The following is a 14,362-nucleotide window of genomic DNA, read 5'->3' as shown; positions in this document are numbered from 1 at the left end:
AGGCTAGATCACCCTATCGTTCTGCTAAAATGAATTGTTAAGATTGTAGCCATCTGGAAACAAGAACGCCGATCGATGGATCTCAACGAACTGACCACTTTCACCGCCGTGGCTCGCTCCGGCGGCATCTCCGCGGCAGCGCGGGAAATCCATACGGTCCAGTCCAATGTCACGATGCGGATCAAGGCGCTGGAGGACGAGATCGGCCTCGCACTGTTCGAGCGCCACAGCCGTGGCATGGCGCTGACAGAAGCTGGCCTGCGCCTTCTGCCCTATGCCGAGCGCGTGCTCTCGCTGCTCCGGGAGGCGAAGGTCGCGGCGCGCGACAACGCGGCCGAGCAAGGTGTCCTGCAGCTCGGCTCGATGGAGACGACCGCCGCGATCCGCCTGCCGCCGCTGCTGGCAGCGTTCCACCAGGCCTGGCCCGCCGTGCGCCTGAGCCTCCAGACCGGACCGACCGCGCAGCTCGTCGAGGGCGTCCTGCGCCGCGAGATCGACGGCGCCTTCGTGGCAGGCCCGATCCAGCATGACGAGATCGCAGCCCTGCCGGTCTTCGAGGAGACGCTGGGGCTGGTGACCCCGGAGGCGATCGACGATCTCGACGCCCTCCGGCGCAGCGCCTCGACCGGGCTGAGCGTGCTGACCTTCCGCCCAGGCTGCTCCTATCGCCAGCGTCTGGAGCAGGTGCTGGCGCGCCTCGGCCTGCCCTCCTATGCCCGGCTCGAATTCGGCACGCTGGACGGCATTCTCGGCTGCGTCGCCGCCGGCGTCGGCATCACCTTGCTGCCCAAGGCGGTGTTCATGCAGTCGGCCCAGCGCGAGACCCTGCGCTGGCACGCAATCGATGGCGATGAAGGCGCCGTGACGACGCTCTTCATCCGCCGCCGCGACGCCTATGAGAGCCGCGCCTTGCAGCGCTTCCTCGGCCTCATGCAACCTGACGCGGCAGCGCCTCCAGGAAGCGCGCCGGCTCACCCTGAGCTGGCGTGACGATCTCGCTCTCCCACATCACCTTCTGCCCGCGCACATAGGTGCCGACCGGCCAGCCGGTGACGGTGACGCCGTCATAGGGCGTCCAGCCACATTTCGAGGCGGCCCACTCATTGGTGATCGTCTCCCGGCGCTTGAGATCGACGATGGTGAGATCGGCGTCGTAGCCGGCTGCGATCCGGCCCTTGCCTTCAAGCCCGAAGATGCGCTGCGGACCATGGCTCGACAGATCGACGAAGCGCTCCAGCGAAAGCCTGCCGGCATTGACATGGTCGAGCATGATCGGAACCAGCGTCTGCACGCCCGGCATGCCGGAATGGCTGGCGGGATAAGCGTGGCGCTTCTCCTCATGCGTATGGGGCGCATGATCGGAGCCGAGCACATCGACGATGCCTTGCTCAACGCCCCACCAGATGCGCTGACGATGGCCGTCGTCGCGGATCGGCGGGTTCATCTGGGCATAGGTGCCGAGCCGCTCATAGCAATCGGGCGCAACCAGCGTCAGGTGATTCGGCAACACCTCGACGGTGGCGACGTCCTTGTGATCCCGAAGGAAGTCCATCTCCTCGGCGGTCGAGATATGCAGGATATGGACGCGCGCCCCGGTCTCGCGCGCGATGCGCACCAGCCGCTGCGTGCAGGTCAGCGCCACCTCCGGCGAGCGCCAGACCGGGTGGCTCGACGGATCGCCCGCGACGCGCAGGCCCATGCGCTCGCGCAGCATGGTCTCGTCCTCGGAGTGGAAGGCGGCGCGGCGGCGCGTGCGCTTCAGAATCTCGGCGACGCCCTTGTCGTCCTCGACCAGGAGATCGCCGGTCGAGGAACCCATGAACACCTTGATGCCGGCAGCGCCGGGCAAGCGCTCCAGCTCGGCGACATGCCTGGCGTTCTCATGCGTGCCGCCAACCCAGAAGGCGAAGTCGCAATGCATGCGGTGGCGCCCACGCCGGATTTTGTCGGCGAGCGCCGCCTCGTCCGTGGTCTGGGGAATGGTGTTGGGCATCTCGAAGACGGTGGTGACGCCGCCCAGCACGGCGGCGCGCGAGCCGGTCTCCAGATCCTCCTTATGGTCGAGCCCCGGCTCGCGGAAATGCACCTGTGAATCGATCACGCCAGGCAGGATATGCAGGCCGGTGCAATCGACGGTCTCAGCGGCAGAGGCGCGGGAGAGATCGCCGAGCGCGACGATCTTGCCGCCGGTGATGCCGAGGTCGCGCGCAACGCGGCCATCCTGGTTCACCACTGTGCCGCCCTTGAGGATGACATCGTAGGTCTGCGGCATGGCTTGTCTCCGGGGCAGTTGAGCAAAGGGCGGATGCGGCCTACCTATCCACAGACTCGCCATCTCGGAAGCGGAAACAGCTTTCGGGTGGCACAATGATCCCTTTCGGCTGACGAGCCCCGACAGGGAATTGAGAACTGGAATGGCTGCCCATGTCCGCAACCCGATTGATCGATCGCGGCGTCATCCGCGTCAGCGGCGAGGATGCCCGCGATTTCCTGCAGAACCTCGTGACCAACGATCTCGATCCGGTCACGCCGGAGCGAGCCGGCTACGGCGCGCTGCTGACACCGCAAGGCAAGATCATCTGCGACTTCTTCATCGTCGCGCTGTCACATGAGGATGGCGGCGGCTTCCTGCTCGACGTTCCGCTGCTCCAGACCACTGATCTGATGAAACGCCTGAAACTCTACAAGCTGCGCGCCAAGGTCACGCTCGACGATCTGAGCGAGGCCAGCGCCGTCATCGCCTCGACCGACGGGGCGCCCCTGCCGGAAGATTCAGGCCTCGTCTATGCCGATCCGCGCTTGCCCGCGCTCGGCCAGCGCGCCATCACCGACCGCGCCGGCGTCGAGGAGATCGCGGCCGACGATGCAGAGGCCTATCATGCCAGGCGGATCGCCTTGGGCGTGCCCGATGGCGGCAGGGACTTCGCTTATGGCGACGCGTTCCCGCATGAAGCGCTGCTCGACCAGCTCGGCGGCGTCTCCTTCAAGAAGGGCTGCTATATCGGCCAGGAGGTGGTCTCGCGCATGCAGCATCGTGGCACGGCGCGCACCCGCATCGTGCCGGTGGTCTTCACCGAAGGGATCGCCTGCGAAACCGGGGCCGAGGCGACGGCCGGGACCAAGACGCTCGGGCGCATCGGCTCGGGCGCGAAGGGGCGCGGGCTTGCCATGCTCCGGCTCGACCGTGTCGCGGATGCGCTCTCCGAAGGCCTGACGCTCAATGGCGGCGGCCTCGCCTTCGTTCTGGCCAAACCCGATTTCATCCACTTCCCCTTCCCCGGCGAACCGGACTTCGGAGCAGCCGCATGAGCGGGCGCGCCGCCGTCGAAGGGCCGGACGGGAAATTCCGCTGCGTCTGGCCGGGAACCGACCCGCTCTACCTCGCCTATCACGACACCGAATGGGGCGTGCCGGAATATGATTCCCGCGCCCTGTTCGAGAAGCTGATCCTCGACGGCTTCCAGGCCGGGCTCGCCTGGATCACCATCCTGCGCAAGCGCGACGCTTTCCGCGCCGGCTTCGCCAATTTCGAACCGGAGGCGATCGCACGCTTCACCGAGGCCGACGTGCTGCGCCTGCTCGCCGACCCCGGCATCATCCGCCATCGCGGCAAGATCGAGGGCGCAATCAAGAGCGCGCGCGCCTATCTCGCCATCAGCGAGCGCGAGCCCTTCGCCGATTTCCTCTGGAAGCATCTCGACGGCCGCGTCACCCAGAACGCCTTCCGCACCCATGAGGCGGTGCCGACGCAAACGAAGATCTCCGAGGCTATGGCCAAGGAATTGAAGAAAGCCGGCTTCACCTTCTGCGGCCCGACCATCGTCTACGCCTTCATGGAGGCTTGCGGGCTGGTCAACGACCATCTCACCGGCTGCTTCCGCTGGCAGGAATGCGCCGTGCTGGCACGCGATACCCGTCCGGCGGCCTGAGCATGGCCAAGCCCCCCGCTCCGCCGCGCGCCTGGCAGCGCATGCTGTCGGGCCGCCGGCTCGACCTGCTTGACCCTTCCCCGCTCGATATCGAGATCGAGGACATCGCTCACGGCCTCGCCCGCGTCGCCCGCTGGAACGGCCAGACGCACGGCGCCCATTCCTTCTCGGTGGCGCAGCACAGCCTGCTGGTCGAGGCGATCGCCAGCCATCTCAACCCGGACTGGTCAGACGCCTGGCGCTTGATGGCCTTGCTGCACGACGCACCGGAATACGTCATCGGCGACATGATCTCGCCGTTCAAGGTGGTGATGGGCGACGCCTATAAGAGCGTGGAGCTGCGCTTGCTGACCGCGATCCATCTGCGCTTCGCCTTGCCGGGGACGACGCCGGCCGTGCTCAAGCGCAAGACCAAGGAGGCCGATATGGTCGCCGCCTTCTTCGAGGCGACCGAGCTTGCCGGCTTCGCACGGGAGGAGGCGCTGCGCTTCTTCGGCCGGCCCCAGGCGCTGCCGCGCGCGGTCATGGCCTGGCTCGACCCGCTCGACACCGAAACCGCCCAGGCGCGTTTCCTCGCACGCTTTGTGGAGCTTTCCGGCGCCTAGCCAGAGCGTTTTCGAGCGAAGTGGGCACCGGTTCGCGTGAAGAAAACGCGTTAAAACAAAGAGCTAGATCAGTCGCCGCCCTTCACATCGACAGATAGGCCTTGGTCACGATGCGCTGGAACAGGGCGTTCATCGCCTCCGCGATGCCCTGGCTCGGGCTGACCTCGAAATAGAGGCCCGGCGATGCGCAAGTCTGCATATTGGTCGGGATCTTGGCCGAGAACGGCTTGATCCAAGTGTTGTACCAGCTGTTCGTCGGCAAAGGCAGATAGGTCGTATAGAGCACCGCGATCTTGATGCCGCGATCCTTGATCGTCTTGCAGAAGCTGGTGTCGATCGGCTCCTGGCAACGCCCGCCGGTCGTCGGTTCCGAGCAGCCGCTCGGATTATAGAAGTCGCCGACACCATCGGAAACGAAGTAGAGCACCTTCTGCGGCGAGGCCGCGCTCGATCCGTCGCCCGGATTGCTGATCACCGCGTTCATGCTCGTCAGCGTCGCGTCGAAATCGGTGCATTGGTCGTTGTTGTATCCCGCAGAGGGAATTGTCATCAGGTCGATGGCCGCCGCGGAGGCTTTCGCGGCGGTGAGATCGGAGGTGATCGACTGGATCGTCGTCAGCGTCTTGCCATTGCAGGAAGCCCCCATGGTGTAGGTCGCCATGCGATATTGGCTGGTCAGCGTCGCGGTCGATTTGGCCGTGTCCATCAGTTGCTGCGAGGCCTGGCGCACCACGTCGATGCGCATCTGCACGCCAAGCGACTTGGCAAGCGTGTAGTAGTCGCTGGTCGCCTTATCCATCTGATGGCAGGCGAAGGCGCATTGGTCCGAGGTCTTGGCCACCATCACAGCGATGTCGCTCGTCGTCGCGGCCACGCCCATCGAGGGTGAATTGTCGAGCAGCAGGAAGAAGTCGATGAAGGGCGCACGCGCTCCTGCGGCACTCGATGTACCCGAGACCACGACCTTGCCCTGACCGACGAAGCTGGCGAAATAGGTCGGGTAGTTCGCGCTGTAGACGACCTTGGCCGAACGGCTCAGCCCGACATTGGTGATCTCGACGGTCCGGCTCACCAGCATGCTTTTGTAGCTGACGGCATTGGCGTCAAAGATCTTCTCTGCATCGGCCTTGGAATCGGCGATCGATTTCAGCATCGCCGCTTGCGAGACGGCCGCGAGCGCCGCCGAATCCGCCGCCGCATTGAGTTGGATCCTGGCGTTCGCCGCCTCGGTGTAGTCGATCAGCCCGCCCACCAGCGCGAGGATCGGCACCAGCGCGATCGCGAACAGGGTGAGCACGTTGCCGCTTCGATCGGACCGAAACGATCGCATGACCTGACGCAAGGACCCGATCCGCATCATCGACTTGGCATCCCACAACCCAAAAGCCGTATTCGGCTTGTGCAGCGATGAGCTCCGGAACTTACGAATTGATAAAATCGACTATCGGAACTGGCCTCTATCTCGCAAATGCAGTGAAGAAATCGTTGGCTATACAACTATAGAGCGTATTTCCAGAACTACACAATCAGAATAGATCGCAAGCTTTCGGAGACACGGTCTCATCCTTTCGAGACACGCCAGCGACCTGACGATCACATCGTCAGGCGCACCGCGCTGATCTCGCTGGCGATCTGCTTGAAGATCGGGCTGAGCTGCGAGGCAGCCGTCACTTCGAAATACTTGCCGGCGTCGGAGGCGCAGGCCTTCAGCAGGTCCCGGTTCCCATCCATGACGCGAACGGTATAGACGACGATTCCTGCAGTCTGGGCATTGGCGCAGGCGAGCTTGGTGCGCGCATCGATGTTCGGATTCGAGGTCGAGCCATCCCCCTCGAAGCGGTTCTTGGTGTTGTCGCCATCGGTCAGCAGGATCATGAACTTCTTCAGGCGCGGCGTGGTGAGCGGTTTTGCTTCGGCAAAGGGAGTGCCCGGGCTCAGGGTCGCCATGCCCCAGGCCGCGCCGATCGTCACATTGGTCGCGCCGACCGGCGTCATCGCATTGATGCGCTGCGTCAGAGCGTCCCAATTGCTCGTCAACGGCATGACCTTCGCCTGGGTCGACGGAGAATAGGCGTCGCAGAAATCGGCCGGATAGGCGCTCCCATTGGTGCCGCCACCATCGCCGTCCTGGACATCGTAGGATTTGTCGCGGTCGGCCACGCAGCCTTGCCAGGTCGATTTAGAAATGGTCGTGGTCGTGCAGGGATAGGGCCACCAATTACTGCAGGTGGTGACCGACTGATCCCAGCGCAGCCAGTTCGCGTCCTTGTTGCTCGTATCGAGAATGACCCGTGTCGAGAACGGCACGATCGAGATCTTGATCTGGTCCGTCTCGGAGGTCGCATCCTTCATGATCTTCAGGAGATCGAGCGAAGCGGTCTTCAGCGCGTCGATCTTGCCCGACGACGCCATCGAGCCGGTATTGTCGAGCACCAAAGCGAGCTCGATCGTGTTGGTTCCCCATGACGACTGGCTGCTGCTGCTGATCTGGACGGCGTTCTGGCTGATCAATTGCGTCAGGCTTGTCGTCAGGCTCGCCGTGGCGCTGATGTTGATTGTGCGGCCGGTGCGGTCGATGGCGATCGTGGCGCCACTGAACCCATCCGCGGCGTCGCCATGCAGGTTCGCGCGGATCCAGCCATTGACGCGGTCACGCAATTGCGCGTCGGTCAGCTTCGCCGCGTCGCGCGCGGCCATCAGCGCGGCGGAATCGATCGCCGCGTTCAGCATGGTGCGCATCGTGGTGGCGCGGGAATAGTCGACCGCCGCGCCGACCAGCCCGAGGACCGGGATCATGCTGAGACCGAACAACATCATGACATTGCCCGAGCGGTCCCTAGCAAAACCCGCGCAAAGCGACATGAATCGCGTCGCCCCGACCTTGATCCGCTCCATCGCCCGCCACCTCTCAACCTTGCGCCGCATTCGGCCGGAAAAGCGATGGCGTCCGGGACCTTACGAATCGCTAAAATTGATCACAGGAATTCGCCCCTATCTCGCAGATGCTGCAAATAACGTTGCGGCAACACAACTTATACGAGAATTTATAAGACAAAACAACCCAAAGAGCCCTCTCGCGCAACATGCGGGAACCAGCGCGCGACCAAAGACATTCTTTCCAAATCGAGAAAGGTGATCCGTCTCTTTTCCGGATTTCGAGAAGGAGAGCACTGCGACATGATGCTGGCAGCATTCGCCCGCAGGGAGAAGACCATGTCGCAATCTCAAGCCAACGGCCTCGGCCTGCCCAAGGGCGTCGTCATCAAGGGCGCGCTCGGCCCGCGCTTCGACGAGATCCTCACGCCCGACGCGCTCGCCTTCCTCGCCGACCTGCAGCGCCGCTTCAACGAGACGCGCAAGCGTCTGCTCAGCCTGCGCGCCGAGCGCCAGAAGCGCTTCGACGCCGGCGAAACGCCCGACTTCCTGGCCGAGACCCGCCATATCCGCGAGGGCGACTGGAAGGTCGCCCCCATCCCCGCGGATCTCACCGACCGCCGCGTCGAGATCACGGGCCCGGTCGACCGCAAGATGATCGTCAACGCGCTGAACTCGGGCGCAAAAGTCTTCATGGCCGATTTCGAGGACGCCTCCTCGCCGGTCTGGGCCAATATGATCGAGGGCCAGCTCAACCTCAGGGATCGCTGGGCCGGCCGGATCGACTTCACCGATAAGACCACCGGCAAGGCCTACAAGCTCAAGGACAAGCCGGCTGTCCTGATCATCCGCCCGCGCGGCTGGCATCTGCCGGAAGCGCATATCGAGATCGACGGCGAGATCGCTTCGGGCTCGCTGGTCGATTTCGGCCTCTATGTCTTCCACAACGCCAAGGCTGCGCTGGCAGCGGGCTCGGGCCCCTATTTCTACCTGCCCAAGCTCGAGAGCCATCTCGAGGCCCGCCTCTGGAACGACGTTTTCGTCGCAGCCCAGAACGCGCTTGGCCTGAAGGTCGGAACGATCAAGGCGACCGTCCTGATCGAGACCCTGCCGGCCGCCTTCGAGATGGACGAGATCCTGTTCGAGCTGAAGGACCATATGGCGGGCCTGAATTGCGGCCGCTGGGACTACATCTTCTCCTTCATCAAGAAACTCGCCCGCAATGCGGCTTACGTCCTGCCCGACCGTTCGCAGGTCGTGATGACCAAGGCGTTTCTGCGCGCCTATTCGCTGCTCCTGATCAAGACCTGCCATCGCCGCGGCGCCTTCGCCATGGGCGGCATGGCGGCCCAGATCCCGGTCAAGAACAATCCTGAGGCCAATGCCGCAGCCTTCGCCAAGGTCAAGGCCGACAAGGAGCGCGAGGCCGGCGACGGCCATGACGGCACCTGGGTCGCCCATCCCGACCTCGTTCCCGTCGCCATGGAGGTGTTCGACCGGCTGATGCCGCAGGCCAACCAGCTCGACAAGCTGCGCGAGGATGTTCAGGTCAGCCGCGAAAACCTGCTGGAAGTCCATCAGGGCACGCGCTCGGAAGAGGGCTTCCGCGAGAACATCCGCGTCGGCGTGCAATATCTTGAAGCCTGGCTGCGCGGCCGCGGCGCGGTGCCGATCTACAACATGATGGAGGACGCCGCGACTGCCGAGATCAGCCGCGCCCAGATCTGGCAGTTCGTGCAATACGGCGTCGAGGTCGATGGCGGCACGAAAGTCACCGCCGATCTGTTCAAGCGCTGCCTGACCGAGGAGATGGAGCGCGTCAAGGGCGAGCTGGGAGCCGAAGCCTACGACAAGGGCCGCTTCCCCGAGGCGATCGCACTGTTCTCGCAGCTCTCGCTCGCGCCGGAGTTCGAGGAGTTCCTGACCGTCCCGGCTTATGGGAAATTGTGAGGACCGCTGCCAAGAGATCGAAGCGCCGCTGCGAGGCGGCGCTTCGATTTATCAGTCGGGTGCCGATCATCGGCCCTGTCCGCTAGGCTCGTCCTTCGCCTTGCTCCGTTCCGGCTGACTTCAGTCCATCCGGGCCAGGAGCTGCTCCAGCTCCTGGAGGAAGCGCGGCCACCCGGCCTTGGCGCCCTGATAGGCCTGAAGCTGATCGGTCCTGAAGCCCGACTGCTCCATGCGCAGATGAGTCCCGCCGGGCGTCGGGGTCAGCGTCCAGGTGACGACACTCTCGAGGCCGTAAGCGCCCCAGCTATAGGACAGCGCCCTGTTCGGCTCGATAGCCAGGACCTGACAGTCGACAGCGCCCCAATCGGCGCGAAGGTTGAAACGGTGGTCCATGACAGGCTTGAAGTCGTTCTTCATCAGCCACTCCGCAATCAATTGCGGCTGCGTGAGTGCGCGCCAGATCTTTTCCGGCGGATGAGAGAGCTCCCGTTCGACAACGACGGAGCGGATCTCAGTCAATGTTTCGGTCATTGGTCCATCCTCTTCAGCAGGTCTTCGAGATCGTCGAAACGGGCTTCCCAGAATCCGGCCATCTGGCTTGTCCAATCGATCAGCGGGGTCAGGGCGCCAGGTTGCGCGCAGTAATGCGTCTGGCGACCTTGATGGCGGTCTCGCACCAGCCCGGCCTGCTTCAGCACCCCCAGATGTTTCGACACCGCCGGCTGCGAGACGCCGGCCCGAGCCGTCAGGGCCCCGACCGTCTGCTCGCCGTCACGGCACAGCCGCTCGAAAATGGCCCGCCGGGTCGGGTCGGCGAGTGTCCTGAAGAGCATGTCGTGGCTGTCCGGCATCGAATCCATAACTCGTTGGTTATTGTTTCGATCAATAACCAGAGAGTTATGAGTATGTCAACCGAGGGAGAAGGCGCTTCGATGGCCTGTCGGGGCTTGGGTGCAAGACGTGGATGCTCGGGACAAGCCCGAGCATGACCGAGAGGGCGGAGGGTAAGGTGTAGGCCGCCGAACCAGTGGCGTGATGGCCTTGCCGTCATTGCGAGCGCAGCGAAGCAATCCAGGAGGGCTCGCTCTACGTCCTCTGGATTGCTTCGCTGCGCTCGCAATGACGATGGAGCAGCGGTCAGCTCACAGCCCGAACATCAAACCGCGGCTGCCCAATCTCGCATTGGTGATCGCAAACCACCCAGCTCCGCTTGTCGCCTCCGCCTGCGCCCTCCTACTCTGACCGAAATCAAGATCGGGCTCCGGGAGGGTCGCATATGCTTCACCGTCGCACGCTGCTTCAGGGGGCGGCCCTTGGCGGTCTGGCCTCGTCGCTCGACAGCCAGGGCGCAAAGGCCGAGGAAGCCGCGATCTGGAGCGCTGAATACAGCGCCACCAAAGCGCCCGGCGTAGAGCTTGCGATCTACCGCAAGCGCGTCGGGCCGCCGGGCGGCAAGCCATTGCCCGTGCTGTTCTTCGTGCATGGCTCCTCGGCTTCGGGCCGGCCGACATACGACCTGACAATTCCCGGGCGCGACGACATCTCGCTGATGAATGTCGCCGCGCGCTGGGGCTATGACGTCTGGACCATGGACCATGAGGGCTATGGCAAATCCACGCGTACAACAGGCAATTCCGACATCGCCAGCGGCGTCGCGGATCTGATCGTCGCAGGCGACCTCGTGCGCCGCGAGACCGGCCAGGAGCGCATGCATATGATGGGCGAAAGCTCCGGTGCGCTACGCGTCGGCGCCTATGCGATGGCGCGGCCGGACCGCGTCGGGCGGCTGGTGCTGCAGGCCTTCACCTATACCGGCCAGGGTTCTGGCACGCTCAGCAAGCGGGCCGAGCAGGCGGAGTATTTCCGCACCCATAATCGCCGCCCGCGCGATGCCGGCATGCTGAACAGTATCTTCACCCGCGACAAGCCCGACACCACCGACCAGGACGTGATCGACGCCTTCATCAAGGCCGAACTGCCCTTCGGCGACAGCGTGCCCGCCGGCACCTATCTCGATATGACGGTCAATCTGCCGGTGGTTCATCCCGACCGCGTCACCGCGCCGGTCCTGATGATCAGTGGGCAATATGACGGCATCGCCTCGATGGACGACATCTGCGACTTCTTCAAGAAACTGCCCAATGGCGACAAGCAGCTCACCATCATTCCAGGCGCAGCGCATACGCTGGTCTCGAGCAAGCAGCGCTTCGCCTTCTGGCGCGTGATGAAATCCTGGCTGGAGGGCTAGAGGCTGTTGTGAACCCCGAGGGAAAACGGATCATGCGGCATCTGCGGCTCTGCACACTGCTCGCGAGCGCCCTGCTCGCGACCTCGCCCGCCCTGGCCGACACGCTGCAGCCCTTGCGTCGCATCGAGGTCACCAGTGACTTCGCCGGCAAGAAGCCCGGCAAACCGGCCCATGACGTCAGCGGCATGGCCTGCATGCCGGCGCGCGACGGCAAGCAGCGCTGCCTGCTGATCAATGACGAGAACACGGCGGCGCAATTCGCGACGCTCCGTGACGGCGCCCTCACCCCCGGCGAGAGCGTGCCGCTGCTTGGCGACGCTCCATCGCCAGCCACACTCGGCGCTCCGCCAGCCGTGGCCTGTCCCGAACAGGGCAAGTTCCGCGATCTCGATGGCGAGAGCGTCGCGTTTTCCGCGTCCCATTTCTATGTCGCCGGCTCGCATGGCTGCTCGCGCCACTCCGGCCAGTTCCGGCTTTCGGCCTTCCATCTCGCCCGCATCAAGGTCGACGCCAATGGCCGAGCCGAGGGCGCGCCCGAACTGACCTATCGCCTGAGCGACCTGTTGCGCCGGGCAGGCTCCGCCGGCGGCTTCTTCGGCCGCGATCTGATGAGCGCCAACGGCATGAATGTCGAGGCGATCGCTGTTGCCGGAGACCGGCTCTGGGCCGGCCTGCGCGCGCCCTCGCTCGACGGCAAGGCCTTCCTCGTCGGCGCGAGCCTCGCCGACCTGTTCGCGACCGGACACGAACCGGCGCGCGGCGAGCCCAGGCTTGTTGCAGTCCCGCTCGGAGGCCAGCGCGGCTTCCGCGATCTCGCAGCCCTGAAGGATGGCCGGCTGCTCGCTCTGGCCGGCCCGGCGCAAGAGCAGGATCTGGATTATGCGGTGATGCTCATCGATCCGGCGCGGCCCGGAGCGGTGCGGGAGCTGGGCAGGTTGCGCAACCGCGACAGCGCCAAGGCCGAGGCACTCGTCGTCACCGGCGAGGACGCCGCCGGACTGACCGTCCTGATCGGCTATGACGGTCCCAAGAACGGCAAGTTCGAGGAATACCGCCTGCCCTTGCCCTGACAGCCTGAGAATCGGCTAGAGCGGAGGCATGACCGCTCTATCCTTCCTCGACCGCCTGTCATCGATCGTCGCGCGCTATCGCACCGAAGTTGCCTCCCCACGTGAGCATCTGGCGCTGCTGCGCTGGCAGATCGCGCGAGGCGATGCGCTCGAGGAGCGTGCGACCATGCCCGGCCATCTCACCACCAGCGCCATCGTGCTCTCGCCCGACCACGCCCAGGTGCTGCTGATCGACCATGTCGTGATCGGCCGCTGGCTCCAGCCCGGCGGCCATTACGAGCAGGCCGAGGCCTTCCACCATTCGGCGGCGCGCGAGGCGGTCGAGGAGACAGGCGTCCAGGAGCTGGCGCTGCATCCCTGGCACCAGGGCGGCGACCTGCCTTTCGCCATCGACAGCCATGACGTGCCCGGCAAGCCTGCGCGCCGCGAGCCCGACCATGTCCATCACGACCTGCAATATCTCTTCCTCGCCGACCCGGCGCTGGCGCTGGTCGCGCAGATCGAGGAGGTCCATGCTGCGGCCTGGAAACCCGTGGCGGAGCTTGCTGCGATCGCGCCGCGGGTCCATGACCGGCTCATCGCCATGACGCCACGCTGACGCAAGCCCATGTTGCCGCAGCGCAACATGCCCTCGCATTGCGCAACCCGGCCATTGCCGGCTCTCGCGCAGTCTTTCCGGCTCAGGCATCCTGATTTCGCTAGATAGTCGCGGAATCAGATGTTGCAAATCATTCGCATTTGCATAAGGGTCTCTCACCTCAACCGGAACCCGCCCATGTCGTTCAGATCCGTCGCTCTCGCCCTGCTCGGCTCGGCCGCTGCCGCAACCGTCTCGCTCGCCGCCGACCTGCCCTCGCGCAAGGGCGCGCCGGCGATTCCGGCCACCTTGTCCGCCTGCAGCGAGAGCGAGGGCATCCCGACCGACGCTTTCGGCTTCACCACCGGCTCGGATGTGGCCGATAAGGGCTCCTTCGGCCCGAGTCTGACCTATGGCGGCGGGTACGGCACGCGCAGCGGCACGCTCAACAGCCACAGCGCCCAGCTTCAGGGCTCCTACGGCCTGCTGCCTTGCTTCGAAGTCGGCCCCTACCTGCTTGGCGGCGTGACCAACGCGTCCTTCGGCGGCGTCAGCGCCGATGCGACGAGCTACGGTGCCGGCGTCGAGATGAAATACAAGCTGCTCGGTCGTGACCTGCACGGCATCGGCCTGACCGTGGTGATCGACCCCAGCGTCAACAGCACAGATCCCGACGGCGCCAGCCGCTTCACCGGCTACAACACCGGCATCCGGCTCTTCGCCGACAAAACGCTGATCCCCGGCAAGCTCTACGCCGCGCTCAATGTCTCGCATGACCTGACCTGGACGGGCCCCAGCCCCTATGGCCGCAGCTCGACGCTGACCCTGGGCGCCTCGCTCGCCTGGCAGGCTGTGGACGGCATCTATCTCAGCGGCGAAGTGCGCCATCAGCGCCGCTACAACGATCTCGGCTTCGGCACCGAGGCCGGTTACGCGACGTTCGCCGGCCCCGGCGTCTACTGGCAGGCGACCAAGCAGCTCGCGCTCTCGGCCGCCTACAATATCCAGGTGGCCGGCAAGGCCAAGGGCCAGCCCGGCGACCTCGACCTGACCAATTTCAGCCAACATCTGGTCAAGGTGAAAGCCGCCTACAGCTTCTGAGCGATCGA

14 protein-coding genes are annotated in these 14,362 nt (G+C 64.7%); 9 read left to right on the top strand and 5 right to left on the bottom strand.

All coding sequences use genetic code 11. The features are described 5' to 3' along the window. The first annotated feature begins 75 nt into the window (after positions 1–75). Positions 76–990, top strand: coding sequence for a LysR family transcriptional regulator (locus J2Y55_RS03640; RefSeq protein ID WP_310147676.1), 915 nt, complete (start codon positions 76–78; stop codon positions 988–990). On the opposite strand, the gene J2Y55_RS03635 is transcribed toward J2Y55_RS03640, so the two are convergent. Further along, entirely contained in the window at positions 929–2,272 is a 1,344-nt protein-coding gene (locus J2Y55_RS03635; protein ID WP_310147674.1) for a dihydroorotase, read from the bottom strand. The genes J2Y55_RS03640 and J2Y55_RS03635 overlap by 62 nt on opposite strands. Positions 2,273–2,424: 152 nt before the next feature. Between J2Y55_RS03635 and ygfZ the strand changes: the two genes are divergently transcribed. Genes ygfZ through J2Y55_RS03620 form a run of 3 tightly spaced genes read left to right on the top strand, consistent with a single transcriptional unit; the run spans position 2,425 to position 4,534 of the window. Continuing rightward, positions 2,425–3,309: a CAF17-like 4Fe-4S cluster assembly/insertion protein YgfZ gene (gene ygfZ / locus J2Y55_RS03630; RefSeq protein WP_310147672.1), complete on the top strand. Its 885-nt coding sequence runs from the start codon at positions 2,425–2,427 to the stop codon at positions 3,307–3,309. Then, a complete protein-coding gene (locus J2Y55_RS03625) occupies positions 3,306–3,929 on the top strand; it encodes a DNA-3-methyladenine glycosylase I (protein WP_310147670.1) in 624 nt (207 codons plus the stop codon). The genes ygfZ and J2Y55_RS03625 overlap by 4 nt, the downstream gene beginning before the upstream one ends. A gap of 2 nt (positions 3,930–3,931) precedes the next feature. Next, positions 3,932–4,534 carry a YfbR-like 5'-deoxynucleotidase gene (locus J2Y55_RS03620; protein ID WP_310147668.1) on the top strand — a complete coding sequence of 201 codons (603 nt, stop codon included), beginning with the start codon at positions 3,932–3,934 and terminating at the stop codon, positions 4,532–4,534. Positions 4,535–4,616: 82 nt separating this feature from the next. Here the strand turns inward: J2Y55_RS03620 and J2Y55_RS03615 are convergent, their stop codons facing one another. Together J2Y55_RS03615 and J2Y55_RS03610 are read right to left on the bottom strand one after the other, a co-directional pair. Beyond that, entirely contained in the window at positions 4,617–5,864 is a 1,248-nt protein-coding gene (locus J2Y55_RS03615; RefSeq protein ID WP_310147666.1) for a TadE/TadG family type IV pilus assembly protein, read from the bottom strand. 263 nt (positions 5,865–6,127) lie between these two features. Then, positions 6,128–7,429: a pilus assembly protein TadG-related protein gene (locus tag J2Y55_RS03610; RefSeq protein ID WP_310147664.1), complete on the bottom strand. Its 1,302-nt coding sequence runs from the start codon at positions 7,427–7,429 to the stop codon at positions 6,128–6,130. Positions 7,430–7,747: 318 nt separating this feature from the next. Here J2Y55_RS03610 and aceB point away from each other — a divergent pair, with 318 nt between their 5' ends. After that, a complete protein-coding gene (gene aceB / locus J2Y55_RS03605; RefSeq protein ID WP_310147662.1) occupies positions 7,748–9,358 on the top strand; it encodes a malate synthase A in 1,611 nt (536 codons plus the stop codon). A 120-nt stretch (positions 9,359–9,478) separates the two neighbouring features. Here the strand turns inward: aceB and J2Y55_RS03600 are convergent, their stop codons facing one another. Both J2Y55_RS03600 and J2Y55_RS03595 read right to left on the bottom strand, forming a co-directional pair. Then, on the bottom strand, positions 9,479–9,889 hold the full coding sequence (locus J2Y55_RS03600; RefSeq protein ID WP_310147660.1) for an SRPBCC family protein: 411 nt from the start codon (positions 9,887–9,889) through the stop codon (positions 9,479–9,481). Continuing rightward, a complete protein-coding gene (locus J2Y55_RS03595; RefSeq protein WP_092168837.1) occupies positions 9,886–10,209 on the bottom strand; it encodes an ArsR/SmtB family transcription factor in 324 nt (107 codons plus the stop codon). Before J2Y55_RS03595 ends, J2Y55_RS03600 begins: the two co-directional genes overlap by 4 nt. A 425-nt stretch (positions 10,210–10,634) precedes the next feature. Between J2Y55_RS03595 and J2Y55_RS03590 the strand changes: the two genes are divergently transcribed. The 4 genes from J2Y55_RS03590 (at position 10,635) to J2Y55_RS03575 (ending at position 14,354) form a co-directional block, all read left to right on the top strand. Then, positions 10,635–11,606 carry an alpha/beta hydrolase gene (locus tag J2Y55_RS03590; RefSeq protein WP_310147657.1) on the top strand — a complete coding sequence of 324 codons (972 nt, stop codon included), beginning with the start codon at positions 10,635–10,637 and terminating at the stop codon, positions 11,604–11,606. A 32-nt stretch (positions 11,607–11,638) separates the two neighbouring features. Next, the gene (locus tag J2Y55_RS03585) at positions 11,639–12,676 is read left to right on the top strand and encodes a DUF3616 domain-containing protein (protein WP_310147656.1); all 1,038 of its coding nucleotides are present in this window, start codon (positions 11,639–11,641) and stop codon (positions 12,674–12,676) included. A gap of 28 nt (positions 12,677–12,704) precedes the next feature. Then, positions 12,705–13,274 (top strand): NUDIX hydrolase, encoded by a 570-nt coding sequence (locus J2Y55_RS03580; RefSeq protein ID WP_310147654.1) that lies wholly within the window; start codon positions 12,705–12,707, stop codon positions 13,272–13,274. Positions 13,275–13,451: 177 nt separating this feature from the next. Further along, positions 13,452–14,354, top strand: a complete 903-nt coding sequence (locus J2Y55_RS03575; protein WP_310147652.1) for a hypothetical protein — start codon at positions 13,452–13,454, stop codon at positions 14,352–14,354. Positions 14,355–14,362: the final 8 nt, after the last annotated feature.

This window comes from Allobosea sp. BE125, from assembly GCF_031456075.1.
Classification (GTDB): Bacteria; Pseudomonadota; Alphaproteobacteria; order Rhizobiales; family Beijerinckiaceae; genus Allobosea.
Note: the sequence above shows the minus strand (reverse complement) of the source record. Positions and strands in the feature narration are given on the sequence as shown.

What these genes read in the sequence shown, in the direction of transcription:
- J2Y55_RS03640 (WP_310147676.1), top strand. Translation starts at nt 76, where the DNA reads ATGGATCTCAACGAACTGACCACTTTCACCGCCGTGGCTCGCTCCGGC.
- J2Y55_RS03635 (WP_310147674.1), bottom strand. Translation starts at nt 2,272, where the DNA reads ATGCCGCAGACCTACGATGTCATCCTCAAGGGCGGCACAGTGGTGAAC.
- ygfZ (WP_310147672.1), top strand. Translation starts at nt 2,425, where the DNA reads ATGTCCGCAACCCGATTGATCGATCGCGGCGTCATCCGCGTCAGCGGC.
- J2Y55_RS03625 (WP_310147670.1), top strand. Translation starts at nt 3,306, where the DNA reads ATGAGCGGGCGCGCCGCCGTCGAAGGGCCGGACGGGAAATTCCGCTGC.
- J2Y55_RS03620 (WP_310147668.1), top strand. Translation starts at nt 3,932, where the DNA reads ATGGCCAAGCCCCCCGCTCCGCCGCGCGCCTGGCAGCGCATGCTGTCG.
- J2Y55_RS03615 (WP_310147666.1), bottom strand. Translation starts at nt 5,864, where the DNA reads ATGCGATCGTTTCGGTCCGATCGAAGCGGCAACGTGCTCACCCTGTTC.
- J2Y55_RS03610 (WP_310147664.1), bottom strand. Translation starts at nt 7,429, where the DNA reads ATGGAGCGGATCAAGGTCGGGGCGACGCGATTCATGTCGCTTTGCGCG.
- aceB (WP_310147662.1), top strand. Translation starts at nt 7,748, where the DNA reads ATGTCGCAATCTCAAGCCAACGGCCTCGGCCTGCCCAAGGGCGTCGTC.
- J2Y55_RS03600 (WP_310147660.1), bottom strand. Translation starts at nt 9,889, where the DNA reads ATGACCGAAACATTGACTGAGATCCGCTCCGTCGTTGTCGAACGGGAG.
- J2Y55_RS03595 (WP_092168837.1), bottom strand. Translation starts at nt 10,209, where the DNA reads ATGCCGGACAGCCACGACATGCTCTTCAGGACACTCGCCGACCCGACC.
- J2Y55_RS03590 (WP_310147657.1), top strand. Translation starts at nt 10,635, where the DNA reads ATGCTTCACCGTCGCACGCTGCTTCAGGGGGCGGCCCTTGGCGGTCTG.
- J2Y55_RS03585 (WP_310147656.1), top strand. Translation starts at nt 11,639, where the DNA reads ATGCGGCATCTGCGGCTCTGCACACTGCTCGCGAGCGCCCTGCTCGCG.
- J2Y55_RS03580 (WP_310147654.1), top strand. Translation starts at nt 12,705, where the DNA reads ATGACCGCTCTATCCTTCCTCGACCGCCTGTCATCGATCGTCGCGCGC.
- J2Y55_RS03575 (WP_310147652.1), top strand. Translation starts at nt 13,452, where the DNA reads ATGTCGTTCAGATCCGTCGCTCTCGCCCTGCTCGGCTCGGCCGCTGCC.